Origin of the sequence: Streptomyces sp. NRRL F-6492 (genome assembly GCF_001280125.1) — a bacterium.
In the GTDB taxonomy this organism is placed as follows: domain Bacteria; phylum Actinomycetota; class Actinomycetes; order Streptomycetales; family Streptomycetaceae; genus Streptomyces.
The window spans coordinates 48,722-69,742 of the sequence record NZ_LGEG01000241.1 but is presented as its reverse complement, the minus strand read 5'-3'; the positions used below and the strand labels follow the sequence as shown (position 1 = coordinate 69,742).

At 74.4% G+C, this 21,021-nt stretch carries 17 protein-coding genes and 1 pseudogene; 4 read left to right on the top strand and 14 right to left on the bottom strand.

Annotation, left to right across the window (positions count from 1 at the left end; translation table 11 throughout):
* Nucleotides 1–1,491 (bottom strand): diaminobutyrate--2-oxoglutarate transaminase family protein (locus tag ADL08_RS25700; protein ID WP_420710543.1); only part of this gene is annotated, 1,491 nt, incomplete at its 3' end.
* Nucleotides 1,492–1,855: 364 nt separating this feature from the next.
* On the opposite strand from ADL08_RS25700, the gene ADL08_RS25695 reads away from it, so the two are divergent.
* On the top strand, nucleotides 1,856–3,031 hold the full coding sequence (locus tag ADL08_RS25695; RefSeq protein WP_053646950.1) for a trypsin-like serine peptidase: 1,176 nt from the start codon (nucleotides 1,856–1,858) through the stop codon (nucleotides 3,029–3,031).
* A gap of 175 nt (nucleotides 3,032–3,206) precedes the next feature.
* On the top strand, nucleotides 3,207–4,373 hold the full coding sequence (locus ADL08_RS25690; RefSeq protein ID WP_053646948.1) for a trypsin-like serine peptidase: 1,167 nt from the start codon (nucleotides 3,207–3,209) through the stop codon (nucleotides 4,371–4,373).
* 84 nt (nucleotides 4,374–4,457) lie between these two features.
* On the opposite strand, the gene hflX is transcribed toward ADL08_RS25690, so the two are convergent.
* The 6 genes from hflX to miaA form a co-directional block, all read right to left on the bottom strand.
* A complete protein-coding gene (hflX, locus tag ADL08_RS25685; RefSeq protein WP_053646946.1) occupies nucleotides 4,458–5,951 on the bottom strand; it encodes a GTPase HflX in 1,494 nt (497 codons plus the stop codon).
* Between the two features lie 165 nt (nucleotides 5,952–6,116).
* Complete coding sequence (locus ADL08_RS25680; protein WP_053646944.1) at nucleotides 6,117–7,628, bottom strand: M1 family metallopeptidase; 1,512 nt, start codon at nucleotides 7,626–7,628, stop codon at nucleotides 6,117–6,119.
* Between the two features lie 160 nt (nucleotides 7,629–7,788).
* Nucleotides 7,789–9,984, bottom strand: coding sequence for a RelA/SpoT family protein (locus ADL08_RS25675; RefSeq protein WP_053646942.1), 2,196 nt, complete (start codon nucleotides 9,982–9,984; stop codon nucleotides 7,789–7,791).
* Nucleotides 9,985–10,121: 137 nt separating this feature from the next.
* Nucleotides 10,122–11,039, bottom strand: coding sequence for a diaminopimelate epimerase (dapF, locus tag ADL08_RS25670; protein ID WP_053646940.1), 918 nt, complete (start codon nucleotides 11,037–11,039; stop codon nucleotides 10,122–10,124).
* Nucleotides 11,040–11,123: 84 nt separating this feature from the next.
* A complete protein-coding gene (locus ADL08_RS25665; protein WP_199837087.1) occupies nucleotides 11,124–11,645 on the bottom strand; it encodes a hypothetical protein in 522 nt (173 codons plus the stop codon).
* A 108-nt stretch (nucleotides 11,646–11,753) separates the two neighbouring features.
* The gene (miaA, locus tag ADL08_RS25660) at nucleotides 11,754–12,692 is read right to left on the bottom strand and encodes a tRNA (adenosine(37)-N6)-dimethylallyltransferase MiaA (RefSeq protein ID WP_053646938.1); all 939 of its coding nucleotides are present in this window, start codon (nucleotides 12,690–12,692) and stop codon (nucleotides 11,754–11,756) included.
* 355 nt (nucleotides 12,693–13,047) lie between these two features.
* On the opposite strand from miaA, the pseudogene ADL08_RS35905 reads away from it, so the two are divergent.
* Nucleotides 13,048–13,392 (top strand): annotated as a pseudogene (locus ADL08_RS35905) (antitoxin); the annotation flags it as partial.
* A gap of 25 nt (nucleotides 13,393–13,417) precedes the next feature.
* Here the strand turns inward: ADL08_RS35905 and ADL08_RS25655 are convergent.
* The 3 genes from ADL08_RS25655 to ADL08_RS25645 all read right to left on the bottom strand — a co-directional run bounded on the left by ADL08_RS25655 (nucleotide 13,418) and on the right by ADL08_RS25645 (nucleotide 16,413).
* Complete coding sequence (locus ADL08_RS25655) at nucleotides 13,418–14,125, bottom strand: class III extradiol dioxygenase subunit B-like domain-containing protein (protein ID WP_063885352.1); 708 nt, start codon at nucleotides 14,123–14,125, stop codon at nucleotides 13,418–13,420.
* 109 nt (nucleotides 14,126–14,234) lie between these two features.
* Nucleotides 14,235–15,758: a tRNA (N6-isopentenyl adenosine(37)-C2)-methylthiotransferase MiaB gene (miaB, locus tag ADL08_RS25650; protein ID WP_053646934.1), complete on the bottom strand. Its 1,524-nt coding sequence runs from the start codon at nucleotides 15,756–15,758 to the stop codon at nucleotides 14,235–14,237.
* A 73-nt stretch (nucleotides 15,759–15,831) separates the two neighbouring features.
* Entirely contained in the window at nucleotides 15,832–16,413 is a 582-nt protein-coding gene (locus tag ADL08_RS25645) for a TetR family transcriptional regulator (protein ID WP_053646932.1), read from the bottom strand.
* A 151-nt stretch (nucleotides 16,414–16,564) separates the two neighbouring features.
* Here ADL08_RS25645 and ADL08_RS25640 point away from each other — a divergent pair, with 151 nt between their 5' ends.
* The gene (locus ADL08_RS25640; protein ID WP_053646931.1) at nucleotides 16,565–16,972 is read left to right on the top strand and encodes a nuclear transport factor 2 family protein; all 408 of its coding nucleotides are present in this window, start codon (nucleotides 16,565–16,567) and stop codon (nucleotides 16,970–16,972) included.
* Between the two features lie 41 nt (nucleotides 16,973–17,013).
* On the opposite strand, the gene ADL08_RS34860 is transcribed toward ADL08_RS25640, so the two are convergent.
* The 4 genes from ADL08_RS34860 to ADL08_RS25620 form a co-directional block, all read right to left on the bottom strand.
* A complete protein-coding gene (locus ADL08_RS34860; protein ID WP_078968602.1) occupies nucleotides 17,014–17,655 on the bottom strand; it encodes a LuxR C-terminal-related transcriptional regulator in 642 nt (213 codons plus the stop codon).
* 9 nt (nucleotides 17,656–17,664) lie between these two features.
* A complete protein-coding gene (locus tag ADL08_RS25630) occupies nucleotides 17,665–18,612 on the bottom strand; it encodes a DMT family transporter (protein ID WP_053646929.1) in 948 nt (315 codons plus the stop codon).
* Between the two features lie 302 nt (nucleotides 18,613–18,914).
* A complete protein-coding gene (locus ADL08_RS25625) occupies nucleotides 18,915–19,847 on the bottom strand; it encodes a LysR family transcriptional regulator (protein ID WP_053646927.1) in 933 nt (310 codons plus the stop codon).
* 96 nt (nucleotides 19,848–19,943) lie between these two features.
* Complete coding sequence (locus tag ADL08_RS25620) at nucleotides 19,944–20,861, bottom strand: TIGR03619 family F420-dependent LLM class oxidoreductase (RefSeq protein ID WP_053646925.1); 918 nt, start codon at nucleotides 20,859–20,861, stop codon at nucleotides 19,944–19,946.
* Nucleotides 20,862–21,021: the final 160 nt, after the last annotated feature.

The following is a 21,021-nucleotide window of genomic DNA, read 5'->3' as shown; positions in this document are numbered from 1 at the left end:
GACCCGGCGTGAGGGGGGCGGGTGGGGGGCGCGGGCCCGTTCGGCGGCGGCGAGGGCGTCGGCGAAGCGGTCCAGGACGGCGGTGGCCTGCTCGTCGGTGAGGGTCAGCGGCGGCAGGAGCCGGACCACCGCGGAGTGGCGGCCGCCCAGTTCGACGATGAGTCCGCGGGCCAGACACTCCTGCTGGACGGCGAGGGCCAGCGCGGGGGCGGCGGGCGGGACGGCGTCGTCCGGCCCGGCCGCGTCGGGGTCGACGAGTTCGACCCCGATCATCAGGCCCCGGCCGCGGACGTCGCCGACGCACGGGTGGGCCGCGGCGAGGCCCCGGAGCTGCCCGAGGATGCGGGCGCCGAGGGTGCCGGCCCGTTCGGCGAGCCCGTTCTCCCGGACGTACGCGAGGGTGGCCGTGCCGGCGGCCATGGCGAGCTGGTTGCCGCGGAAGGTGCCGGCGTGGGCGCCGGGTTCCCAGGCGTCGAGTGCGGAGCGGTAGACGACGACGGCGAGCGGGAGGGAGCCGCCGATGGCCTTGGAGAGGACCATCACGTCGGGCACGACGCCGCTGTGCTCGACGGCCCAGAAGGCGCCGGTGCGGCCGACCCCGGTCTGGACCTCGTCGACGACCAGGGGGATGGAGCGGTCGGCGGTGATCCGGCGCATCCGGCGCATCCAGGCGTCGGGCGCGGGGATGACGCCGCCCTCGCCCTGGACGGCCTCGACGATCATTCCGGCGGGGGTGGTGACGCCGCTCTTGGGGTCGTCGAGGAGGCTCTCGGTCCAGCGGGCGGAGAGTTCCGCGCCGCGTTCGCCGCCGACGCCGAAGGGACAGCGGTAGGGGTGCGGGTAGGGGAGCCGGGTCACGCGGACGTCGCGGGCTCCGCCGGAGGCGGCGAGGGCTCCGGAGGTCATGCCGTGGTAGGCGCCGGTGAAGGCGAGGAGGCCGTCGCGGCCGGTGGCGGTGCGGACGAGGGTGAGGGCGGCCTCGACGGCGTCGGTGCCGGCCGGTCCGCAGAACTGGACGCGGGCGTCGTCGGCGAGGTCGCCGGGGAGGGTGGCGAACAGCTCGGAGGTGAAGGCGTCCTTGAGGGGGGTGGCGAGGTCGAGGACGTGGAGCGGGGCGCCCGAGTCGAGGACCTTCCTGACGGCTTCGAGGACGACGGGGTGGTTGTGGCCGAGCGCGAGCGTCCCGGCGCCGGAGAGGCAGTCCAGGTAGCGGCGGCCGTCGGCGCCCTCGATGGTCAGGCCCCGGGCCCGCACGGGCACGATCGGCAGGGAGCGGGCGTAGGTGCGGGCGGCGGACTCGCGCAGGGACTGGCGGCGCAGGATCCCCTCGTACCCGGTCCCCCGCACCGTCCGCCCCGACGGGGAGGCCCGCCCGCCTTCCGGCCCTTCAGGTGCTTCGGGGCTTCCGCCCGCCCGGTTCGGGGCGTCCGGCGGGGCCGGCGGGGCGTGCGGCTCCGCCGGGACGGCCGGAGCTGATTCGGTCACGGCCACGGCTCGGTGTCCTCCCGCTGTAACGGTTGCGTTGCACATCGGGACGTCGTGGAGCGGCCGCAAGGGCCCTGCCCGGCGCCTCCGTTGTGTCCCCCGTACGTACCAACGACGGGAACTCCCCGGGATCACGGGCCGGAGGCAAGTTCTTGGCGTGTCCCGGATCACGGCACGGCAACGGCCGAACGGTGCCCGGAACCGCCGACGGGGCGCGTACCGTCCCCTCCGGCACCGGCATAGTGGGGGCCGTCGGCCGCGATCCGCCGGGATCCGGCCACCGTTCGCCCATGGGCAAGCCCCGGAACGAGCCCGGAACGAGCCCATGGGCAAGCCGTACAAGTTGACGTAGTCCCAGGGGGATCACGAGATGCGATCGATTCGTCCGCTGCTGACGGCGGCTTCCGCCGTCGCGGTACTGACGCTCACCGTTACGTCCTGCGGGCCGAGCGAGGAGAACGCGGGGGACAAGCCCAGCGCGCCCGCGAGCCTGAGCCCGACCGAGAAGATCAAGATTCCGGAGGACCTGAAGGACCGCCTGAGGGAACACGGGATCGACCTCGACAAGTGGCGCGACGGCGAGTGGAAGAACTGGAACCGCGACAAGTGGCTGCGTGAGGCCAAGGACTTCGTCAACCCGATCATCGAGGACCTCTGGAACCCGGACCGGATGCGGGAGGCCGAGCGCCCCGACAAGCCGGTCGCGGAAGAGGACATCTCGGGTGACGAGGGCGTCACCGACCCGACCCCCGAGCCGGTGCGGGCGAAGGCCGTGGACGCGAAGTACCACGACAACGCCCCCGAGTCGGGCAAGGTCTTCTTCGACGGCCCCGAGGGCTCCATGGTCTGCTCGGCCACGGTCGTGAAGGACCCGGCGCACCCGGGCAAGTCCAACATGGTCTGGACGGCCGGGCACTGCGTGCACAAGGGGAAGAAGGGCGGCTGGTACCGCAACATCGCCTTCGTGCCCTCGTACAACGACTCGGCGCTGGCCACCTCCGACCTGGAGAAGGCGACGCGGGAGCAGGTCGCCCCGTACGGCGTGTGGTGGGCGGAGTGGGTCAAGACCTCCGACCAGTGGATCGCCGAGGGCGCGAGCACGGGCGGCGCGGGCGCGCCCTACGACTTCGCGGTCATCAAGGTGACCCCGGAGAAGGGCTCCTCGGGCAAGTCCCTGGAGGAGACCGTCGGTTCGGCGCTGCCGGTGGAGTTCAACGCGCCCGCCGTGCCGAAGATCGCGAGCCTGACGGCGACCGGCTACCCGGCGGCGAAGCCGTACGACGGCCAGAAGATGTTCCAGTGCCAGGACAAGCCGGGCCGGCTGTCCCTGAAGGCGAACCAGCCGACGATGTACCGGATCGGCTGCACGATGACCGGCGGTTCGTCCGGTGGCGGCTGGGTGGCCGAGGGCCGCGACGGCCGGCCGGCGCTGGTGTCGAACACCTCGGTCGGCCCGTCGACGGCGGGCTGGCTCGCGGGTCCGCGCCTCGGCCCGGAGGCCAAGGGCATCTTCGACGCGGTCAGCGAGAAGTACGCCGGACGGTAGATCCGGCACGGAGGCGGGACCCCGGGGTCCCGCCTCCACCCATGTCGCACCCGTCCCGCGGGCCGCGCCGGACCGCGGCCGGCCCCGGACGCCGGGGCACGTCCCGCCGGAACGCCCCGACGGGACGCCCCGGCGGGACGCCCCGGCGGGACACACCTCAGGGGGAACTCACCACATGCGCTCCGTACGACTCGTACCCGCGGCCCTCGGCCTGGTCACGGCGCTCGCGCTGACCGCCACGGCCTGCGGCCCCACCGAGACCCCGGCGGCCGACAAGCCGGCCGCCGGGGCGAGCGGTCCCGCGGCCGACGCCGGGGACGGCGACGCCGGCCTCACCGGGGACCTCGCCGACAAGCTCAGGAAGCACGGCGTCGACCCGGACAGCTGGAGGGACGGCGAGTGGAAGAACTGGGACAGGGACACCTGGCTCCGTGAGGCCGAGGACTTCGTCAATCCGGTGATCGAGGGCCTCTGGGACCCCGCGCGCATGCGGTCCGCGAAGAGCCCGGACCAGACGGTCACCGCCCAGGCCGGTGCCAGTGGCACCGACCCGGTGCCCCGGCCCGTGCGGGCACGGCGCGAGAAGACGCCGTACCACCGCAACGCGGCCCCGGTCGGCAAGATCTTCTTCGACGCGCCGCAGGGCCACATGGTCTGCTCCGGCACCATCGTGAAGGACCCCCGCCGGCCCGGGAAGTCGAACCTGGTCTGGACGGCCGGGCACTGCGTCCACGCGGGCAAGAAGGGCGGCTGGTACCGCAACATCACCTTCGTGCCCGCCTACAACGACCTGGGCAGGTCGCCCGCCGCGCTGAGCGACGCGCAGCCGCACGAGGTGTACCCGTACGGCCAGTACTGGGCCGACTGGGCCGTGACCTCGGGCGACTGGATCAGGTCCGGCGGCACCAACCAGGCCTGGCCGTACGACTACGCCGTGCTGCACGTGAAGCCGCAGCGGGGCGGCAGGTCCCTGGAGGAGACCGTCGGCGCCGCCCTGCCGGTCGACTTCTCCGCCCCGGCGCCCGCGCGGGCCGGGACGGTCGGCGCCTGGGGCTACCCGCAGGCCGCCCCGTACGACGGCGTGATCATGCACAAGTGCCTGGACCGGGCGACGCGGCTCACCACGGCGCCCGCGACCCCGGTGATGTACCGGATCGGCTGCACGATGACCGCCGGTTCGTCCGGCGGCGGCTGGTTCCGGGCGCTGCCGGACGGGAGGACCGTGCTCGTGTCGAACACCTCGATCGGCCCGGCCGGGAGCAACGGCTGGCTCGCCGGACCGCAGCTGGGCAGCGGCGCCAAGGCGGCCCACGAGGTGGTCAGCAAGAAGTTCGCCCGCTGACCCGTCCCGCCCGCGGAACGCCCGAAGGCGCCGGCCCCCTCCCCGAAGGGAGGGGGCCGGCGCCTTCGGCGCGTACGGCCGGGGTCAGTGCGCGGCGGGCACGAACGGCGCCAGGAGCGCCGCCAGTTCCTCGTGCACCCTGGCCTTGATCAGGGTGCCCTCGGGGGTGTGCTCCTCGGACTCCAGCTCGCCCTCGGCGTGCACCCGCGAGACCAGACCGCCCTGTGTGTACGGCACGAGGGCCTCGATCTCGACCTTCGGGCGCGGCAGCTCGGCGTCGATGAGCGCGAGCAGCTCCTCGATGCCCTGGCCCGAGCGGGCCGAGACCGCGAGGGAGTGCTTCTCCGTCCGCAGCAGTCGCTGGAGGACCAGCGGATCCGCCGCGTCCGCCTTGTTGACGACGACGATCTCCGGCACGTTCACCGCGCCGACGTCCCGGAAGACCTCGCGCACGGCGGCCAACTGCTCCTCCGGGGCGGGGTGCGAGCCGTCCACCACGTGCAGGATGAGGTCGGAGTCGCCGACCTCCTCCATGGTGGAGCGGAACGCCTCGACCAGGTGGTGCGGAAGGTGCCGGACGAAGCCGACGGTGTCGGCCAGGGTGTAGACCCGGCCGGTGGGCGTCTCGGCCCGGCGGACGGTCGGGTCGAGCGTGGCGAACAGCGCGTTCTCCACGAGGACGCCCGCGCCCGTGAGCCGGTTGAGCAGGGAGGACTTGCCGGCGTTGGTGTAGCCCGCGATGGCGACCGACGGCACGTTGTTGCGGCGCCGCTCCTGCCGCTTGACGTCGCGGCCGGTCTTCATCTCGGCGATCTCCCGGCGCATCTTCGCCATCTTCTCGCGGATGCGGCGCCGGTCGGTCTCGATCTTGGTCTCACCGGGACCGCGGGTGGCCATGCCGCCACCGCCGCCGCCGCCCATCTGCCGGGAGAGCGACTGGCCCCAGCCGCGCAGTCGCGGCAGCATGTACTGCATCTGCGCGAGCGCGACCTGCGCCTTGCCCTCTCGGGACTTGGCGTGCTGGGCGAAGATGTCGAGGATGAGGGCGGTCCGGTCGACCACCTTCACCTTGACGACGTCTTCGAGGGCGATGAGCTGGCCGGGGCTGAGCTCGCCGTCGCAGACGACGGTGTCGGCGCCGGTCTCGACCACGATGTCCCGCAGCTCGCGCGCCTTGCCCGAGCCGATGAAGGTGGCCGGGTCCGGCTTGTCGCGGCGCTGGATCACGCCGTCGAGCACGAGGGCGCCCGCCGTCTCGGCGAGGGCCGCGAGCTCCGCGAGGGAGTTCTCCGCGTCCTGCACGGTCCCCGAGGTCCAGACGCCGACCAGCACGACGCGCTCCAGGCGCAGCTGGCGGTACTCGACCTCGGTGACGTCCTCAAGTTCGGTGGAGAGGCCGGCGACGCGGCGCAGGGCCGCGCGCTCGGAGCGGTCGAACTGGTCGCCGTCCCGCTCTCCGTCGATCTCGTGGCTCCAGGCGACGTCCTCTTCCATCAGGGCATCGGCCCGAAGGCTCTCGGTACGGCTCGTCTCCGCGAAGCTCTGGTTGTCCTGGGAAGGGGATGAAGAGGAGGTCATTGGATCCTTACGTCTGAGGAGAGAAAGAGTGTGTGCCGGTGACAACGCGCACGGGTGCCGGAAGATTCCCGCACCCCGGCCGCGCCGCCGACCGGACGATGGTGACACGGTCCGCCGGGGCCCGTCATCCGGGTTTCGGGGGCGCCCGGCGGGCCCGTCACCCGGTCATCCGGCCTTCGGGGCCCTTCCCGCGCCCCCGGCAGGGTCGCTGCGCCAGTCCGGGTGTCCGGGCATGGGCGGGGTCTTCTCCGCGTACAGCCAGTCCTTGAGGAAGCCGGTGAGGTCGCGTCCGGCGGTGCGGCCGGCCAGGGCGACGAAGTCGGCGGTGGTGGCGTTCCCGTCGCGGTACCGGGCGACCCAGGCCCGCTCCAGGCGCCGGAAGGCGTCGGTGCCGATCTCCTGGCGGAGCGCGTAGAGGACGAGGGAGCTGCCGTCGTAGACGACGGGCCGGAAGAGGCTGATCTTGTGGTCCGGCGAGGGGGGCTCGGGGGCGGCCGGGGGCCCGCCGGCCGCCCGCCAGCCGTCGGAGGCGGCGTAGGCGGCCTTCATGCGCCGCTCCAGGGACCGGCCGCCGGTCTCCTCGGCGTACAGGGCCTCGTACCAGCTGGCGTGTCCCTCGTTGAGCCACAGGTCGGACCAGCTGCGGGGCGAGACGCTGTTGCCGAACCACTGGTGGGCCAGCTCGTGGACCATGATCGAGTCGACGTACCACTCGGGGAGGCCCGGCTGCGTGAAGAGGCGGCGCTCGAAGAGCGAGAGGGTCTGGGTCTCCAGCTCGAAGCCCGTGGTGGCGTCGGCGACGAGCACGCCGTACGTCTCGAAGGGGTACGGGCCGACCTGCCGCTCCATCCACTCCACGTGCCCCGGCGTCCTGCGGAGCCAGGGCTCCAGGAGCTCCCGGTCGGCGGTGGGCACCACGTCCCGCAGGGGCAGCCCGTGGGGGCCCGCGCGGTGGACGACGGCGGAGCGGCCGATGGAGACCTGGGCGAGCTCGGTGGCCATGGGGTGGCGGGTGCGGTAGGTCCAGGTGGTGGTGGAGCCGTGGCGAACGCGGCCGGCGGGCAGTCCGTTGGCGACGGCGGTGAGCCCGTCGGGGACGGTGATCCGGAAGGTGAAGTACGCCTTGTCCGCCGGGTGGTCGTTGGACGGGAAGACCCGGTGGGCGGCGTCGGCCTGGTTGGCCATGGCGAGGCCGTCGCCGGTGCGGACCCAGCCGCCGGTGTCGGCGGGGCCCGAGGGGTCGCTGGTGTGGGTGACGGTGATCCGGACCGGTTCGCCCGCGCCGACGGGCGCGGCGGGGGTGACGACCAGGTCCTCGCCGCGGCTGGTGTACGCGGCGGGCCGGCCGTCGACGGTCACGGCGGAGACCTCGCCGTGGGTGAAGTCGAGGTTGATCCGCTCCAGGTCGTCGGTGGCGAGCGCGTCGATCCGGGTGACGGCGGAGAGCGGCTCGGTGTTCACGCCGGGGTAGGCGACGTCGAGGGTGTACGCGAGGACGTCGTAGCCCGGGTTGCCGAGGTGCGGGAAGAGCGGGTCGCCGATGCCGAGCGGCGCGGGGGCGGGCAGGGAGGCGGCGACGAGCCCGGCCGAGGAGGCGACCAGGGCGGCGGAGCGGAGCCACCGGGAGCGGGGCGGGGAGGTGTGGTCGAACGGCACGGGGAAACGGGCGAACGGCATGGACCAGGGCCTTTCCGGAGGACTGGACCTACGGCTACCAGGGCTTTCGCCGCACGCCCGGACGGCTCGCCCGCCCGCCACCCGAAGGGGGTCACGCCCGGGGGCACGTGCCGGTCCCCTCCCCCGTACGTCCGTCCCGTCCGGTCACGGTTGCGTCCCGTCACGCCCGGCGCGGGCGGGGGCGGGGTGACGCGCGGTGGCGGGCGCGGCTCACGTCGTACACCCCGGGCACGTCCCGCATGGCCCGCATGAGGGCGGGGAGCTCCGCCGCGTCGGGGAGGTGGAGGGTGTACGTGTGGCGGACCCGCTGCTCGCTGGGCGGCTCGACGGTCGCGGAGACGACCGCGGCCCCGGCGGCGGCGATGGCCTCGGTGAGGTCGGCGAGGAGCCCGGGGCGGCCGAAGGACTCGGCGACGAGGGTGACCCTGCCCTGGGCGGTGTCGCCCCAGCGGACGGCGACGGGGGCGCGGCCGACCCGGCGCATGGCGTCGGCGGAGGCGCAGCCGGAGCGGTGGACGGTGACCGATCCGCCGCGCACCAGGAAGCCGGTGATCTCGTCGGGGGGTACGGGGGTGCAGCACCCGGCGGGCCGGACGGCGGCGGGCCGCTCCCCGTCCAGGTCGGCGTGGAGTTCGGCGCCGGGGCGGCGGTCGGCGGCCGGACGGGGCTCGGCCGGGGGCGGGGACTGCGGCGGCGACGGGAGCCGGGGGGCGGCGGGCGCGGCGCTCTCGGGATGGGCCCGCAGCCATTCGGTGATGGCGATCCGGGCGGCGGGGGTGCGGGCGTGGTCCAGCCACTCCGGGGACGGGCCGGACACGGGGTCCTGGGCGAGCAGCAGCTGGACGGTGTCGCCGTCGCCCAGGACGGTGCTCAGCGGGGCGAGGCGCCCGTTGACGCGGGCGCCGAGACAGGAGTGGGCGGCCTCTCCGTACTGGGCGTAGGCGGCGTCGACGCAGCTGGCGCCGGCGGGCAGGCTGATCGTGCCGGGGGCGCTGCCGTCGGCGCGGAAGACGGTGATCTCGTCGTCCTCGGCGAGGTCGGCGCGCAGGGAGGTCCAGAAGGTGTCCGGGTCGGGGGCGGACTGCTGCCAGTCGAGGAGGCGGGAGAGCCAGCCGGGCCGGGTGGGGTCGACGCGCTCGCCGTCCTCGGGCGCCGTGCCCTCCGGCGGCTCGGCCGGTTCCTGGCCCCCGTGGGGGTTGCCGAGGGCGACGACCCCGGCCTCCGCGACCCTGTGCATCCGGTGGGTCCGGATGAGGACCTCGGCCACGGCCCCGTCGGGGGCGGCGACGGCGGTGTGCAGGGACTGGTACAGGTTGAACTTGGGCGCCGCGATGAAGTCCTTGAACTCGGAGATCACCGGGGTGAAGCAGGTGTGCAGCTCGCCGAGGACCCCGTAGCAGTCGGCGTCCTCGGCGACGAGCACGAGGAGCCGGCCGAAGTCGCAGCCGCGCAGCTCGCCGCGCTTGAGGCGGACGCGGTGGACGGAGACGAAGTGCCGGGGCCTGACGAGGACCTCGGCGCCGATGCCCGCCTCGCGCAGGACGGCGTCGACCTGCTCCGCGACGGCGCCGAGCGCGTCGGGGGCGTGCGGGTGGGCGGCGATGAGCGCGCGCGTGGTCTCGTACTCCTCGGGGTGGAGGATGGCGAAGACCAGGTCCTCCAGCTCGGTCTTGAGGGCCTGGACGCCGAGCCGTTCCGCGAGCGGGATGAGGACGTCCCGGGTGACCCGGGCGATCCGGGCCTGTTTCTCGGGGCGCATCACGCCGAGGGTGCGCATGTTGTGGAGGCGGTCGGCGAGCTTGATCGACATGACCCGGACGTCGTTGCCGGTGGCGACGAGCATCTTGCGGAAGGTCTCGGGTTCGGCGGCGGCGCCGTAGTCGATCTTCTCGACCTTGGTGACGCCGTCGACGAGGTAGGCGACCTCGTCGCCGAACTCGCGGCGCACCTGATCGAGGGTCACCTCGGTGTCCTCGACGGTGTCGTGGAGGAGGGAGGCGGTCAGGGTGGTGGTCTCGGCGCCGAGTTCGGCCAGGATGAGGGTGACCGCGAGCGGGTGGGTGATGTACGGCTCGCCGCTCTTGCGGAACTGGCCGCGGTGCGAGGACTCGGCCAGCACGTACGCCCGGCGCAGCACCGTCAGGTCGGCCTCGGGGTGGTGGGCGCGGTGCGCCTCGGCCACGTGGCCGATGGCGTCGGGCAGCCGGTCACGGGGGGCCGGTCCGGCGGTGGCGCCGAGCAGGGCGGCGCGGCCGAGCCGGCGCAGGTCGATACGGGCGCGTCCGCGTCTGCGGACGGTCACGTCGGTGGCGGCGTCGTCCGCCGCGCTCACAGGGTTGGTGGCCTCTGCGCTCATGGGGCACCTCCGGCGACAGACCGGCGGTGGGCGGGCCAGGCGTGCCCGGGGGCCGGTGCTTGATGCTACCGACCCCACCACGCGGCGCAGTCACGCTCTCGCTCAGCGTGAATCGGATCACCCATTCGAGCGATGATTCAGTCGTTGACAGTTTCGATTCCGGGGCCTGCGGCGTTCGCGGGAGCCTCTGCGAGCCAGGCCGGGTCGAGGGTGCCCTCGGCGACGATGACGGCCGGGCCGGTCATGTCGATCCGCCCGTCGGGGTGCTCGGTGATGACCAGGGTCCCGCCGAGGACGTCGACGGTGTACGTGACGGGGGTGCCGGTCTCCGCGGGGTCGGCGCCGTCCCGGCGGGCGGCGGCGACGGCGACGGCGCACGCGCCGGTGCCGCAGGAGCGGGTCTCGGCGGCGCCGCGCTCGTGGACCCGCATGGCGACGTGGCGGGGGCCCCGGTCGACGACGAACTCGATGTTGACCCCGTCCGGGTAGACCGAGGCGGGCGCGTAGGCGGGCTCGGTGAACAGGGTCCCGGCGTGGTCGAGGTCCTCGACGAAGGCGACCGCGTGGGGGTTGCCCATGTTGACGTTGCGGGAGGGCCAGCTGCGGCCGTCGACGGTGATCGTGGCGGCGGCCCCGGGGAGGACCGCGCGGCCCATGGCCACGGTGACGGAGCCGTCCTTGTCGAGGTGGACGCGCTTGACCCCGCCGCGGGTGGCGACGGCCACCTCGCCGGCGGTGACGTGTCCGGCGTGCTCCAGGTAGCGGGCGAAGACCCGGACCCCGTTGCCGCACATCTCGGCGACCGAGCCGTCGGCGTTGCGGTAGTCCATGAACCACTCGGCCTCGTCGGCCAGGTGCCGGGCCTCGGGGTGGGCGGCGCTGCGCACGACGTGCAGCAGCCCGTCGCCCCCGATGCCGGCCCGCCGGTCGCAGAGCCGGGCGACGGCGGCGGGGGGCAGGTCGAGGGCGTTCTCCGCGTCGGGGACGATCACGAAGTCGTTCTCGGTGCCGTGGCCCTTGAGGAAACGGAGCGGGGAGGTCTGCGTGCTGGTCACGAGATCAACTGTACGGGGCGGGCACGCGGGCGCGTACGGGACCGGTGCCGTGCCGGAGGATCGGCTACCGGCCCCGGCGGGGGGTCAGCGGAGGCGGGCCACGCGCCAGACCGCGAGGGTCACCAGGGCCCCGATGGTCGCCACGTACAGGGCGAGGACGCGCCAGTCCGGGCGCTCGCCGGAGCCGCGCGCCGGGAGCCCGGGCCAGGTGTGGCCGACCTTGCGGGCGGCCATGACGCCCCAGCCCGCCGCGCAGGAGCTGATGAGCAGGCCGAGCATGGCGACGACGGCGCCGCCGTCCCCGGAGCCGAAGGCGAGCGGGAAGGCGAACATCAGCGAGCCGACGGCGGCGAGGCCCACGATCGGGGCCAGCTGCCAGATCCGCAGCCGCCGCTGGGGGCGCAGCTCGACCTCGACCTCGTCGGCGTCCACCTCGACGGCGGTGCCGACCGCGTCGTCGGGCCCGTCCGGGGTCAGTCCCGGGGTCCCGACCGGAGCGTCGTCCACCGGATGCCCGGGACGGCCCGGGGTCTCACCCGACGGGCCCGCCGTCGGGTCGCCCAGGAACGCTTCGTGCTGTTCTCTGTCGCGAGGGCCGGCCTCCATCGCCACGCGCCCTCCCCACTCGGACTCCACTTGGTCGATCGATGCTCGATGATGGCACGCTCCCGCCCGCCGGAATGACGGGCAGTGCGTCCCGATGCCATCACGTGATCAGGCTGTAACCGCTCGTTCGACCAACGACAGCGCCTCTCGCGGGAGTTCCCTCCGGTGCTCGGCGGCCCCGCTGAGCCAGTGCACGCGCGGGTCGCGGCGGAACCACGAGTCCTGGCGGCGGGCGAAACGCTTGGTGGCCCGGACGGTCTCGGCGCGCGCCTCGTCCTCGGTGCACTCCCCCGCGAGCGCCGCGAGGACCTGCTGGTAGCCGAGGGCGCGGGCGGCGGTGCGGCCCTCGCGCAGTCCCCGCGCCTCCAGGGCGCGCACCTCGTCGACGAGGCCGGCCTCCCACATCCGGTCCACGCGCGTGGTGATCCGTTCGTCGAGTTCGGGGCGGGCCACGTCGACGCCGATCTGGACGGTGTCGTAGACGGAGTCGGGGCCGGGGAGGTTGGCGGTGAAGGGCTTGCCGGTGATCTCGATCACTTCGAGGGCCCGGACGATGCGGCGTCCGTTGCCGGGCAGGATCGCGCGGGCGGCCTCCGGGTCGGCCGCGGCGAGCCGGGCGTGCAGGACGCCGGGGCCGCGCTCGTCGAGCTCGGCCTCCAGGCGGGCCCGGACGGCGGGGTCGGTGCCGGGGAACTCCAGGGCGTCGACGGCCCCCCGCACGTAGAGGCCGGAACCGCCGACGAGGACCGGGGTGCGGCCGGCGGCGAGCAGCCGGTCGATCTCGGCGCGGGCGAGGCGCTGGTACTCGGCGACGCTGGCGGCCTCGGTGACGTCCCAGATGTCGAGGAGGTGGTGCGGGACGCCGCCGCGCTCGTCGAGCGCCAGTTTGGCGGTCCCGATGTCCATCCCCCGGTACAGCTGCATCGAGTCGGCGTTGACGACCTCGCCCCCGAGCTGCTGGGCCAGGAAGACACCCAGATCGGACTTTCCGGCTGCCGTGGGGCCGACGACGGCGATGACCCGCGGGGCGGGAGCTGCGCTTCTCACCGCCCCAGTCTCGCAAACCTCCGGGCCCGTCCCCGAACGAGCTGCGTGACGGGCCCCGGCCGGCCTCGTTGCGCCGTACGCGGCGTGCGGCCGTCGGTCGTCGCGGGGACCCCTCCCTCCGAGTAGGCTGAGGATTCGGTATGGGTGTTTTGGCAAGGTTTTGCCATAGGTTCTCGCCTCAGGGCCTGTCCGGCGGCGCAAGAAGACGGACGCGGTCGCGCGTTCTTCGGAGAAGAGCGGGAACGCGGACCGTACGGAGGGCGCCGAGGCGGCCGAAGGCGCGTAGGCAGGCCCCCGGGCGCTGGGGGCAGGACACGAGGACGGACCCGTGGGGTCCGCGGAGGGAAGGTGCCCCATGGGTCTCCTGGATTCGCTGAAGGCCAAGCTCGCCCCGGCCAAGGACAAGGTCGCCGATCTCGCGCAGCAGCACGGCGGGAAGATCGACCAGGGCCTGGACAAGGCGGCGAAGGTGGTCGACGAGAGGACCAAGGGCAAGTACAGCGACAAGATCCATTCCGGTACGGGCAAGGCGAAGGAAGCCATCGACCGGATGGGTCACAAGGACGGCGGCGCTCCGGGGACCGGGACCGGCGGGACGCCTGGCACCCCCGGCACCCCTGGGACCCCCGGAACCCCTGGCACGCCCGGCACCCCTGGCACGCCCGGGACCGGCGGTGGAGTGACTCCGCCGCCGTCGTCGTGCCCGGGATGCTTTCCGGGGCCGCTCAGGACCAGGCGGCGACGACGTACTCCACCCCGTAGGGGTCGTCCTCGTGGAGCAGCCTGCCGTCGAGTCCGGCGCCCTCGGCGGCGCCCGCGAGGACCTGCCAGGGGGCCCGGCCGGACGCCTTCAGCTCGTGCGCGAGCCGCGCGTCGAGGGCGAGCAGCGCGGGGGCGTCGGCCCCGGCGAGGGCGCGGACGGCCTCCGCGTCGAAGCCGGCGGCCCGCTCGTCGAGGTAGCCGGGGGCCTTCACGGTCCGGCAGGCGCTGCCGTCGCCCATCACGAGGAGGGCGACGCGCCCGGCGGAGGCGGCGAGCTCGCGGCCGGTCCCGGCGCAGTCCCCGGCAGGAGCATCGTCCCCCACGGCCAGGCCCTCGACGGGCGCGCCGGCCCAGCCGGCCCGGTCGAGGAGCCAGGCCCCGACGGCGAGGGAGACGGGGAGGGGGCGGTCGCCGGCCGGTCCGTCGCCGAGGCGTACGGAGAGGTCGACGCCGAATCCGGCGAAGGAGCCCGTGGCACCGGCCGGGAAGACGCCGTCCGCGCCGCCGTCCGCGGGCCCGACGACGTACAGCCGGTCCGGGCGGGCGGCGGCGAGCAGCCCGACGGCGTCCGCGCAGGCGGCCCGCACGGCGTCCAGCTCGGGGGCGGCGCCGGTCGCGACCTCGGGCACGAGGAGCGGCGGACAGGGGCAGACGGCTGCGGCGACAAGCATGATCCGCACCTTACTGCGCCGGGCCGGTGCCGTCCGGGGACGGCTCCCGGTCCGCCCGGGGCCCGCCGGTCCCGGGGACGACAAGCCGCCGGGACCGACGGATCCCAGGTCAGTGGGACGCCCCGCAGGCCGGGACCTCGGCCGGCGGGAGGGGGGCCGGGGCGCCGATCCCGGGAAGGCCCAGGAGGACGCCCTTCGGCTTCTCGGCGGTGCGCTTCTCCCAGGCGTCGCCCGCGCGGGTGCGGCGGACCGCCGCGACCGGGCCCTCGGCGAGCAGGTGGTGCGGGGCGGCGTAGGTGATCTCGACGGTCACCACGTCGCCGGGGCGCACGCCCTCGTCCGGCTTGGTGAAGTGGACGAGCCGGTTGTCGGGGGCACGGCCCGAGAGGCGGTCGGTGGCGCCGTCCTTGCGGCCCTCGCCCTCGGCGACCATGACCTCCAGGACGCGGCCGACCTGCTTCTTGTTCTCCTCCCAGGAGATCTCCTCCTGGAGCGCGACGAGCCGCATGTAGCGGTCCTGCACGACCTCCTTGGGGATCTGGCCCTCCATGTCGGCCGCCGGGGTCCCGGGGCGCTTGGAGTACTGGAAGGTGAAGGCGTTCGCGAAGCGGGCCTCGCGGACGGTGTGCATCGTCTGCTGGAAGTCCTCCTCGGTCTCGCCGGGGAAGCCCACGATGATGTCGGTGGAGATGGCCGCGTGCGGGATGGCGGCGCGGACCTTCTCGATGATGCCGAGGAAGCGCTCCTGGCGGTACGAGCGGCGCATCGCGCGCAGGACCGTGTCCGAGCCGGACTGGAGCGGCATGTGGAGCTGCGGCATGACGTTCGGGGTCTCGGCCATCGCCGCGATCACGTCGTCGGTGAAGTCGCGGGGGTGCGGGGAGGTGAAGCGGACCCGCTCCAGGCCCTCGATCTGCCCGCAGGCGCGCAGCAGCTTGGAGAACGCCTCGCGGTCGCCGAGGTCGGAGCCGTACGCGTTGACGTTCTGGCCGAGCAGGGTGATCTCGGAGACGCCCTCGGCGACCAGCGCCTCGATCTCGGCGAGGATGTCGCCGGGCCGACGGTCCTCCTCCTTGCCGCGCAGGGCCGGGACGATGCAGAAGGTGCAGGTGTTGTTGCAGCCGACGGAGATCGAGACCCAGGCGGCGTACGCGGACTCGCGCCGGGTCGGCAGCGTGGAGGGGAAGGCCTCCAGGGACTCGGCGATCTCGATCTGCGCCTCCTCCTGGACGCGGGCGCGCTCCAGGAGGACCGGCAGCTTGCCGATGTTGTGCGTGCCGAAGACCACGTCGACCCACGGGGCCTTCTTGACGATGGTGTCGCGGTCCTTCTGGGCGAGACAGCCGCCGACGGCGATCTGCATGCCCGGGCGCGTGGTCTTCATCGGGGCGAGCCGGCCGAGGTTGCCGTACAGCTTGTTGTCGGCGTTCTCGCGGACCGCGCACGTGTTGAAGACGACGACGTCGGCGTCGCCGTCGGCGCCCTTGGGGGCCCGTACGTAACCCGCCTCCTCCAGCAGACCGGAGAGCCGCTCGGAGTCGTGGACGTTCATCTGGCACCCGTAGGTGCGGATCTCATAGGTCTTGGTGCCGTCAACGCTCACTGCGGTGCTCCGGTCGCTGCTGCTCGTCATGCGTCAAGGGTAGGTGCTCCGGGGCGGCCCCCTTCCCGGTGGCCGGGCCCGCCCGTGCCCCCGCGCCGGGCGGTCAGGCGGTCAGGCGGCGGACCAGGGTGACGAGGGACTCGCGCTGGGCGTCGGGACCGGCCCCCGCGAGGGCGGGCACGAGCATGCGGGTGAGCTGCGGCAGCATGAACCAGGAGGCGGTCAGGGCGACGACCGCGTGCACCAGCTGTCCGGCGGCGACCTCGTCGGTGAGGGTGCCGTCCCGCTGGGCGCGGGCGACGGCGGCGATCTTCTCGTCGTAGTGGCCCGCGCGCTCGTCCTCGGCCGCCACGCGGTCCCCGCCCTGGAGGCCCTCCCAGGCCAGCAGGCGCACGAAGTGCGGATGGGCGCGGTGGTAGTCGAAGACCCGGCCCGCGTAGGCGCCCAGGTCGGCGGCGTGCTCGGCGGTCAGCGGCACGGCGGCCGCGATCCTGCCCAGCTCGGACTCCAGGACCGCGGCGAACAGCTTCTCCTTGCTGCCGAAGTACTGGTAGATCCGCTCCTTGTTGACGCCCGCCCGGGTCGCCACCCGGGCCACCCGGGCGCCCTCGGGGCCGAATGCGGCGAACTCCTCCACCGCGGCGTCCAGCAGGAGGCGTTTGGTGCGTGCTGTGTCCCAGGCCATGCCTCACCCTAACCGTTCCCAACCGGATGGTTGGACTTCGGTCCGGGCGCGTGCCAGACTCCAACCCGATGGTTGGAGTCTTTCGGCTCCCCTCCGCACGGCTCCGTTCCGCATGCCCCGACGCCCGTCACGAAGCAAGGGATCCGCCGCCATGACCCGCACTCCCGAGACCCTCCGCACCGTCGACGCCTTCTTCGAGCGCTTCGGCACCGGGGACCTGCCCGGTCTGCTCGAACTGTTCGCGGACACCGTCGACTTCGACGTCCCCGGCTCCCCCGACGTCCCCTGGACCGGCGCCCGTTCCGGCCGCGACGAGATCGCCGGGTTCTTCACCGTCCTGGGCACCGTCCTCACCCCGCCCGAGGAGTTCACGGTCACCGCCACCGTCGTCGACGGCGTCCACGCGGTCGTCACCGGGCGCGGCCGCTTCGGCGTCGTCGCCACCGGGAGGACGTTCACCAACCCGTTCGCCCTGCACTTCACCGTCGTCGGCGGGAGGATCACCGGCTACCACATGCACGAGGACAGCCACGCGATCGCCGCCGCCTTCGCGGCCTGAGGCAGCCCGGGGCCCGGAGACCGCGGACCCGGCCGCTCCGGTCAGGGAGTGCCGGCGGTCCCGGACGGCTCCCGCGGCGGCGGCCCGTACGGCCACGCCTCCGCGGTCGGGCCCGGGGGTGCGGGGGCCCGGGCCGGCGTCGCCTCCGACCGGTGCACGGCAGCGGCCAGTTGCGCGCGGCGGCGGATGCCGAGCTTGCGGTAGATCCGGGTGAGGTGCAGCTCCACGGCCCGGGTCGACACCGAGAAGGCCCCGGCGATCTGCCTGTTGGTCAGGCCGTCGAGCACCATCGCGGCGATGCGCCGCTCGTGGGCGGTCAGCTCCTCGCGTACGGCGGACTCCTCACGGGCGCTCAGCGGCATGACCGGCGGGACCGGGATGACCGGCGGGACCGGCTCCGGGCCGGTGAGCGCCACGTGGCCCATCACCGCGTTCCACTCCCGGATCCTCGGTTTCCCGACGACCTTCGCCCGCGCGTACGGGTCGGCGTGGAGCACGCGCAGGAGCGTGCGGCGGTCCGGGGCCTCGCAGAGCAGGAGTTCCCCCGCGCCGTCCCGCCAGGGCCCGCCCCCGAGCAGGAGGCCGCGCGCGGCCATCCTCCTCCAGTAGGCCCGGTGGGCTTCCGCGAGCCCCGGCCGGTCCGTTCCTTCCCCGCGGAAGACGAGTTCGACGACGAAAGCCACGCGTGCCCCTCACACGGAGTCCGGTCTTCCCGACGGCGGCGCCGAGGTCCGGTCGGCGGCTTCGGCGGTCCGCGTCCGCCTCTCCGGGGACGGCCCGCGCCGGAGCAGTCCGGTGGCCGCGAGGACCGCCGCCGCGCCCAGCCACACGGGCCGGCCGAACGGCTCGCGCAGCACCACGGCGCCGAGCAGCACGGCCACGACGGTCATCAGGTAGGTGACGGTGGAGGCGACCGCGGCCCCGTCCTTGAGGATCAGCTCGAAGTTGAGCAGCGCCGCGAAACCGGTGCAGACCACGCCGAGGACGAGGAGCGAGACCACCGAGTCGGCGCGCCAGGTGACGCCCTGGAGACCCAGGAAGGGGAAGGCCAGCAGGAGGAGCACGGTGGCGGCGCCGAACTGGCCGCCCGCGAGCACCAGCGGCGGAATGTTCCTGTCCACCAGGAATCTGCCGGTGTACGCGAAGCCGGCGCCGAAGCTGATCGAGCCGAGGACGAAGCAGAGGATGCTCCAACCGCTCCCGGCCGAGGCCGAGTTCCACGGGGAGGCGATGAGCGCGGTGCCGCCGAGGCCGAGCAGCGCGCCGCCCGCCTTCGCGCCGGAGACCCGCTTCTCCCGGCCGAGCAGCAGGGCGGTCGCCAGGGTCCAGATCGGGGCGCTGCCGTTGACGACGGCGGCGACGCCGGTGGAACCTTCGATCTCCCCCTCGGCGTACAGGGTCCAGGGGATCGCGTTGCCGAGGAGCGCGGCCACGGTCAGGTGGCCCCAGACGGCCTTCTCCCTCGGCAGCCGGAACCCTCTCGCGTATCCGATGGCGAGGAGGACGGCGGCGCCGAGCGCGAGCCGGACCAGGACCGTCTGCACGGGCGAGAAGCCGTATCCGGCGATCTTGATCCACAGGAAGACGGAGCCCCAGACGAGGCTCAGCGCGGCCAGCCGCGCGCAGGTGGCTCGGGACATGGGTGTTTCCCGCTCTCCGGAAGGGCTCGGCAGGGGACGAGGCAGAAGGGGGGAGGAGAACGCGCGGAACGGTCCGCGGTACGGCGACGAGCCTCGCACCGGCGGGCGGGCGGATCCAGCAACGGCTGCTGGACGGTACCTTCCACGAACCGTGGAGGGTCGGTGGAGGGCGGGCCGGTGGAGGGGACGGCGGCGAACGGGCCGGTGGAGGACAGGCCGGTGGAAGGCGGGCCGGTGGAGGACAGGCCGGTGGAAGACGGGCCGGTGGAAGACGGGCCGGTGGAAGGCGGACGGGTGGCCGGTCAGGCGGCCGCGGACGCCCCGGCGACGGTACGCAGCGCGTCCAGGACGGCGGCGATCTCCGGGGAGGTCTGGCTGCCTTCCCGTACGGCCGCGAAGACCGTGCGGGAGGGGGCCCGCTCGCTGAACGCGCGGACCGTCACCTCGGGCCGCGGAGCCGGTCCGGCCATGCGCGGGACGAGCGCGACCCCGAGGCCGAGCCGCACCGCCGCGAGGGTGGCGTCCCAGTCGCCGATGGCGTGGGAGGCCCGCGGGGTGAATCCGGCGGCCGTGCACGCGGCCACGCCGATGTCGTGGCACATGCCGGTGGTGGCGAAGATCCAGGTCTCCCCGGCGAGGTCGGAGAGGAGCAGCCGGGGCCCGTCGAGGAGCCGGTGGCCCTCGGGGAGGGCGACGTCGAAGGGGTCCTCGCAGAGCGGGACCCGGTGGAACCGCCCGTCGGGGCGGCCGTCGGCGCCCGCCGGGCCCGGGTTCCGGGCGGTGTCGGCGGAGATGACGACGTCGGTCTCGCCGCGGTGCAGCAGGGAGAAGCTCTCCGGCGGGTCGACCTCGGCCAGCGAGGTGCGCAGCAGCGGCCGGGTCTCCCGCAGCCGGGCCACGGCGGGCAGGATCAGCGCCGAAAGGGTGGTGGAGAAGCCGGCCACGGCCACCTCGCCGTGCTCGCCGCTCCGGTGCGCGGCGAGTTCCGCGCGCATCCGCTCGACCTGGGTGAAGACGGCGTCGGCGTGCCGGAGCACGATCCGGGCCTCCCCCGTGAGCCGCAGCCGGCGCCCGGAGGGTTCGGTGAGCGGGACGCCCAACTCCCGCCCCAGGGCGCTGATCTGCTGCGAGACGGCCTGCGGGGTGAGGTGGAGTGCGCGGGCGGCCGCGCTGACGGTGCCGCGTTCGCCGAGCTCCCTCAGCACGCGGAGCTTCCGCAGGTCCGGATCGGCCACGTCCCGCTCCCCCTCCCCCGGGACGCCGCGCGGAGCGCCCCCCGGGCATCGTACGCGGCCGGCCCCCGTACGTGACGGGCCGTCACGCGCGTCCCGTCACCGCACCGTCCCGGCGTCCACGTCGATGGTCTCCTTCACCAGGGCCTCCAGGACGTCGAGGTCCCGCTCGGTGCGCCCCGCCTTCCGCCGGTCGCCCGGGTAGGTGGGGTCGAGGACGACGGCCCGCGCGCCGAGGCCCTGGAGCAGGCCGAGGTCGTCGGCGATCTGGGCCGGGGTGCCTTCGCCGAGCAGCCGCCCCGGCCCCAACGGCCTCGGGGTGACCCGGAGTTTGACGCGGGGGCAGACTCCCGGCACCGGCAGCTCGTGTTCCTCCGCGATCCGGCGGAGCATGGGCAGTCCCACGCCGAGGAGCCAGGCACCGGAGACGGACGTGGGGTGCCAGGCGTCCCCGAGGCGGACGGCCCGGCGCAGCGCGCCGCGGCTGTGGCCGCCGACCCAGACGGGCGGGCCGGGCCGCTGCACGGGCAGCGGCCCGGTGTGCACCTCGCGGAAGGAGACGTGGGCGCCGTCGAAGGAGGCGACCTCGTCCCGCCAGCAGGCCTTGACGGCGGCGAGGTACTCGTCGCTGATCGCGCCGCGCTCGCGGTACGGGACGCCGAGGACGTCGAACTCCCCGGCGGCCCAGCCGGCCGCCGCTCCGAAGACGAGGCGCCCGCCGCTGAACCGGTCGATGTTGGCGGCGATCCGGGCGGTGTGCACGGGGTGCCGGTACGGGAGGATCGCGACCGTGGTCCCGAGGCCCACGGTCCCGGTGACGCCGGCGAGCCAGGCGAGGGTCGCGAAGGGGTCGTAGAACGGGGCGGGGAAGAGGCGCCGCACGTCCGGGGTGAGCGCCACGTGGTCGGAGACCATGACGTAGTGGTAGCCCATCGCCTCCACCCGCAGCGCCCAGCCGGCGAGGGCGTCGGGGGTGGCCTCGGGCCCGTAGTTGGGCAGGTTGACGCCGAACTTCACGGGGCGGTCCTTTCCGGGGACCCGGCCGTGACCGCGCGGGCGCCCCGACGGCCGTACGGGGCGGTTCTCGTACGAGGAGGTCCTCGGGACGCTATCGACCGGCGGTCCCGCCCGCGGCCTCCGGCACGGAAGAGGGTTCGGGATCCCGAAGCCCCGCGTC

What these genes read in the sequence shown, in the direction of transcription:
- ADL08_RS25695 (WP_053646950.1), top strand. Translation starts at nt 1,856, where the DNA reads ATGCGATCGATTCGTCCGCTGCTGACGGCGGCTTCCGCCGTCGCGGTA.
- ADL08_RS25690 (WP_053646948.1), top strand. Translation starts at nt 3,207, where the DNA reads ATGCGCTCCGTACGACTCGTACCCGCGGCCCTCGGCCTGGTCACGGCG.
- hflX (WP_053646946.1), bottom strand. Translation starts at nt 5,951, where the DNA reads ATGACCTCCTCTTCATCCCCTTCCCAGGACAACCAGAGCTTCGCGGAG.
- ADL08_RS25680 (WP_053646944.1), bottom strand. Translation starts at nt 7,628, where the DNA reads ATGCCGTTCGCCCGTTTCCCCGTGCCGTTCGACCACACCTCCCCGCCC.
- ADL08_RS25675 (WP_053646942.1), bottom strand. Translation starts at nt 9,984, where the DNA reads ATGAGCGCAGAGGCCACCAACCCTGTGAGCGCGGCGGACGACGCCGCC.
- ADL08_RS25665 (WP_199837087.1), bottom strand. Translation starts at nt 11,645, where the DNA reads ATGGAGGCCGGCCCTCGCGACAGAGAACAGCACGAAGCGTTCCTGGGC.
- ADL08_RS25655 (WP_063885352.1), bottom strand. Translation starts at nt 14,125, where the DNA reads ATGCTTGTCGCCGCAGCCGTCTGCCCCTGTCCGCCGCTCCTCGTGCCC.
- miaB (WP_053646934.1), bottom strand. Translation starts at nt 15,758, where the DNA reads ATGACGAGCAGCAGCGACCGGAGCACCGCAGTGAGCGTTGACGGCACC.
- ADL08_RS25645 (WP_053646932.1), bottom strand. Translation starts at nt 16,413, where the DNA reads ATGGCCTGGGACACAGCACGCACCAAACGCCTCCTGCTGGACGCCGCG.
- ADL08_RS25640 (WP_053646931.1), top strand. Translation starts at nt 16,565, where the DNA reads ATGACCCGCACTCCCGAGACCCTCCGCACCGTCGACGCCTTCTTCGAG.
- ADL08_RS25630 (WP_053646929.1), bottom strand. Translation starts at nt 18,612, where the DNA reads ATGTCCCGAGCCACCTGCGCGCGGCTGGCCGCGCTGAGCCTCGTCTGG.